Here is a 3,793-nt window from a genome sequence, read left to right on the forward strand (position 1 = left end):
CCATGTCGAACTGCCGCGCGACGCCGAAACCATGCAGCACCGTTCGGGCCGCACCGGCCGCGCCGGCAAGAAGGGCACCGCCGTGCTGATCGTGCCCTATCCGCGCCGTCGCCGCGTCGAATCGATGCTGCGCGGGGCCAAGATTCCGGTCGAATGGGGCACCCCGCCGAGCCGTGAAGCGATCCTGGAGCAGGATAATGCCCGCCTGCGCGCGTCGCTGATGGACAAGGCGGAACTGGACGAGGCCGACTGGGCGCTGGGCGCCGAACTGCTGGCCGAGAAAAGCGCCAAGGAAATCGCGGCGATGCTGGTCAAAAGCGCCCGCGCCGCCCTGCCCGCACCCGAGGAACTGCTGGACCGCAGCGAAGCGCCGGTGCGCAACGACGGGCCGCGTCCGGGCTTTGAGGACACCCAGTGGTTCCGCATGGACATCGGTCGTCGCCAGAATGCCGACCCGCGCTGGATCCTGCCGCTGATCTGCCGCCGCGGCCATGTGTCGCGCCAGGATATCGGCGCGATCCGCATCACCACCAACGAGACGATGTTCGAAATTCCCAAGACGATCGCCAGCCGCTTCCTGTCGGCGGTGAAGCGCACCGGCGAGGCCAATGACGAGGGCGCCGACGTGGCTTTCGAAATGATCGACGGCGCGCCGCGCGATCAGGCGCGCGAGCACAAGCGTACCGGCGCTCGTCCGAACGATCGCGGTCCTCGCCCCGGCGGCCCCGGCGGCTACGCGCCGCGTCCCTTCAAGGGCGGACCGAAGCGCCCCGGCGGACCGCGCAAGCCGCGCGGTTGATCATCGAATGAGGTTGGCGGGTGGAGCGAAACTCCACCCGCCATTTTTATGTCAGCCCATATTTATCAGCCCACGCCGCAAAGCGTCAGCATCCGCGCCGCCAGTTCGCGCTCGCCCATGACGACATGGGGCACCCCCAATCTCTCCAGATGCGCCACCTCCGCGTCGCTATGGGCACGCGCGATAACCTGGAGGTTCGCATTCAGATGCTGCGCATGTTCGTGGATCGCGCCCCCTTCATAGCCTTCGGGTACGGCGATCAGCAGATGTCGCGCCTCGCAGATGCCTGCGGCGAGCAGATGCTTGTCTTCCAGAGCATTGCCCTTGACGACGGACAGGCCGGCATCCTCGGCCTCCTCCACCCGTTCCGGATCACCTTCCACGATGACGAAATGGACGTGCCGTTCGGCCAGACGGCGGGCGATCAGTTTGCCGACCCGGCCATAGCCGACCAGGATGACATGGCCGATGCGCGGACGCTCTGGCCGCGCCGGCTCCTCGCCCTCGTCATCATCCTGCTTATGCTCCCGCACGATCATCGAGAAGAGGATCGGGTTGAGGAAGATGGATGCCATAGCGCCCGCCAGGATCAAATCGCGCGCATCTTCCGGCAGGACGCCAAGACCCGTGCCCAGCGATGCGAGGATGAAGGAAAATTCGCCGATCTGCGCCAGGCTGGCGGCGATGGTCAGCGCAGTGACGTTGGGATGGCCGAAGGCCCGGACGATGCCCCAGGCAGCGATCGACTTGCCGATGACGATGATGAGGATGGTAGCCAGCAACGGCAGCGGCTGTTCGACCACGATGGACGGGTTGAAGAGCATCCCGACCGACACGAAGAAGAGCACGGCGAAAGCGTCGCGCAGCGGCAGCGTCTCTTCCGTCGCGCGGCGGCTGAGCGGAGTTTCGCCCAGGATCATGCCGGCGAAGAAGGCACCGAGCGCGAAGGAGACATCGAACGCGAGCGCCGCGCCGAAAGCGACGCCCAATGCGATGGCGAGGACGGCGAGCCGGAACAGCTCACGCGATCCGGTGTGGACGACCCAGTGCAGCGCCCAGGGTATGACCCTGCGGCCCACGATCAGCATCACCGCGACGAAACCGGCGACCTTGAGCAAGGTGCCGAGCAGCGGCCCGACAAGCGCGGACGCCCCTGCCCCGTCCGCGCTGTTCATGACGCTCGCCAGCGCAGGCAGCAGGACGAGCGCAAGGACCATCACGAGATCCTCGACGATCAACCAGCCGACAGCGATCCGACCTCGGCGCGTTTCGACCAGGTCAGCGCCTTGCAGGGCGCGCAGCAGCACGACGGTACTGGCAACCGAGAGCGCAAGGCCGAAAACGATACCGCCCATCACGCCCCAGCCCATGACATGGGCCAGCCCCATGCCGAGCAGGGTCGCGACTGCGATCTGCACCAGCGCGCCGGGGACGGCGATATTCTTGACCGATAACAAATCTTTCAGCGAGAAATGCAGGCCGACCCCGAACATCAGCAGGATGACGCCGATTTCCGCCAGTTCATTGGCGAGGCCCGCGTCGGCGACGAAGCCGGGGGTGAAGGGGCCGACCATGATGCCGGCGATCAGATAGCCGACCAGCGGCGAGAGCTTGAGGCGATGGGCGATGGCGCCCATGATGAAGGCTACGACAAGGCCGGCAACGATCGTGCCGATAAGGGGCGTGTGGTGGGGCATGAATGCCTTTCGGTCCTGTCGCCGGACGCGGGATGCAGGCGTCACGGCGATAAAATATCAGATACCGTCCAACTCAACCACTTCCGTTCGTTTCGGGCCTGTCGGCAGACAGGTGCGGAAGACCCGCTTTCCGACATGCCCGAAGCGGACGGCGGTTGGTGACAGCTTATTCGACGATGGTCATCATCATCGCGGAGAGAATGACAGCAGCCGTACCCAGGCCCGTCATGACGACGGGCATGAACCACCAAGGCGGACGACGGCGGCGGCCGCGTCGCAGGGTTTTGCGGGGCATGAGAAACTCCTCTTTCCGACGAAAGCCCGCGGACGGCGGGCAGGTTTCGATTCGTCAGAAAGGAGAAGGAGGCGCCCTGGCGCGATGCGCTCTGGCCAGATTCAAACGCGCAAGACGATCCAGGCCGACCAGAGCGGGCGTTACCGGCCACATCCGCCACAGACCGATAACCAGCCCAACGGCGAGGCACGGCAACGCGACCGGCGGCAGGCCGTCCCCATCCGGGCGGACAGGCTGGACGGCATGGGTCATGGCGCGGGCGCGCGCCTTCAGCACCACTTCGGTGGTGGCGGGATTGAAGGCGGAACCCTTGGCCCGGCTGAGCGGCGGCCCGAGCGGGGCAAGAGCAGACAGGAGCGTGACGGCGATCAGGGTCCAGACCGCGGCAAGAATCGCGGCGCGGCTGATGCCGGCCCTTTTCTTCCGCTTTTTCGGTCCCATATGCTGCATGCGGCGCGTCATTCCCTTGGCTGCAACCAAGATAGGGAAAGAAAGCACCGAAAACCAGTCCGCATCCTGACCCCGATCAGTTGACAGGGCCGAGTCATTCCACTAACGGGCCACATTCCCGCGCGGGTCGACAGGATTTGTCCTCGATGATCTGCGTAAAGCAGATTTGAACGAGAAGAGACAAGCCATGTTCGCTATCGTGCGCACGGGCGGCAAGCAGTATCGCGTCGCCGCCGGAGACAAGATCGTCGTTGAAAAGCTGGCTGGCGAAGCCGGCGACAAGGTTACGCTGGACGACGTCCTGCTGGCCGGTGAAGGCGGCGACCTGAAGGACGCAGCCAAGCTGACCGTCGCAGCCGAAATCATCGCGCAGGCGAAGGGCGAGAAGGTCATCGTCTTCAAGAAGCGTCGTCGTCACAACTATCGCCGCAAGAACGGCCATCGCCAGAATCATACGATCCTCAAGATCGTGTCGATCGCCTGAGCGCAGCTGAGATAAGGAGTTTAGGTCATGGCACATAAAAAAGCTGGCGGTTCATCGCGCAACGGTCG

5 protein-coding genes are annotated in these 3,793 nt (G+C 64.8%); 2 read left to right on the plus strand and 3 right to left on the minus strand.

Going from position 1 to position 3,793, the window contains the following annotated elements; genetic code table 11:
* Positions 1-799: DbpA RNA binding domain-containing protein (locus VMR39_RS28925; protein WP_325421745.1), on the plus strand; the 799-nt coding region annotated here is incomplete at its 5' end.
* Positions 800-864: 65 nt separating this feature from the next.
* Here VMR39_RS28925 and ybaL read toward each other — a convergent pair.
* The 3 genes from ybaL to VMR39_RS28940 all read right to left on the minus strand — a co-directional run bounded on the left by ybaL (position 865) and on the right by VMR39_RS28940 (position 3,253).
* Positions 865-2,496: a YbaL family putative K(+) efflux transporter gene (ybaL, locus tag VMR39_RS28930; protein WP_325421747.1), complete on the minus strand. Its 1,632-nt coding sequence runs from the start codon at positions 2,494-2,496 to the stop codon at positions 865-867.
* A 166-nt stretch (positions 2,497-2,662) separates the two neighbouring features.
* Positions 2,663-2,791: a hypothetical protein gene (locus VMR39_RS28935; protein WP_325421749.1), complete on the minus strand. Its 129-nt coding sequence runs from the start codon at positions 2,789-2,791 to the stop codon at positions 2,663-2,665.
* Positions 2,792-2,845: 54 nt separating this feature from the next.
* Positions 2,846-3,253, minus strand: coding sequence for a hypothetical protein (locus VMR39_RS28940; RefSeq protein ID WP_325421751.1), 408 nt, complete (start codon positions 3,251-3,253; stop codon positions 2,846-2,848).
* 175 nt (positions 3,254-3,428) lie between these two features.
* On the opposite strand from VMR39_RS28940, the gene rplU reads away from it, so the two are divergent.
* On the plus strand, positions 3,429-3,725 hold the full coding sequence (rplU, locus tag VMR39_RS28945) for a 50S ribosomal protein L21 (RefSeq protein ID WP_004207901.1): 297 nt from the start codon (positions 3,429-3,431) through the stop codon (positions 3,723-3,725).
* The last annotated feature ends 68 nt before the right edge of the window (positions 3,726-3,793 follow it).

The sequence above is a fragment of the Sphingobium sp. genome (genome assembly GCF_035511395.1).
Classification (GTDB): domain Bacteria; phylum Pseudomonadota; class Alphaproteobacteria; order Sphingomonadales; family Sphingomonadaceae; genus Sphingobium.

Coding starts and splice junctions, on each gene's coding strand:
- rplU (WP_004207901.1), top strand. CDS start 3,429: ATGTTCGCTATCGTGCGCACGGGCGGCAAGCAGTATCGCGTCGCCGCC.
- ybaL (WP_325421747.1), bottom strand. CDS start 2,496: ATGCCCCACCACACGCCCCTTATCGGCACGATCGTTGCCGGCCTTGTC.
- VMR39_RS28940 (WP_325421751.1), bottom strand. CDS start 3,253: ATGACGCGCCGCATGCAGCATATGGGACCGAAAAAGCGGAAGAAAAGG.
- VMR39_RS28935 (WP_325421749.1), bottom strand. CDS start 2,791: ATGCCCCGCAAAACCCTGCGACGCGGCCGCCGCCGTCGTCCGCCTTGG.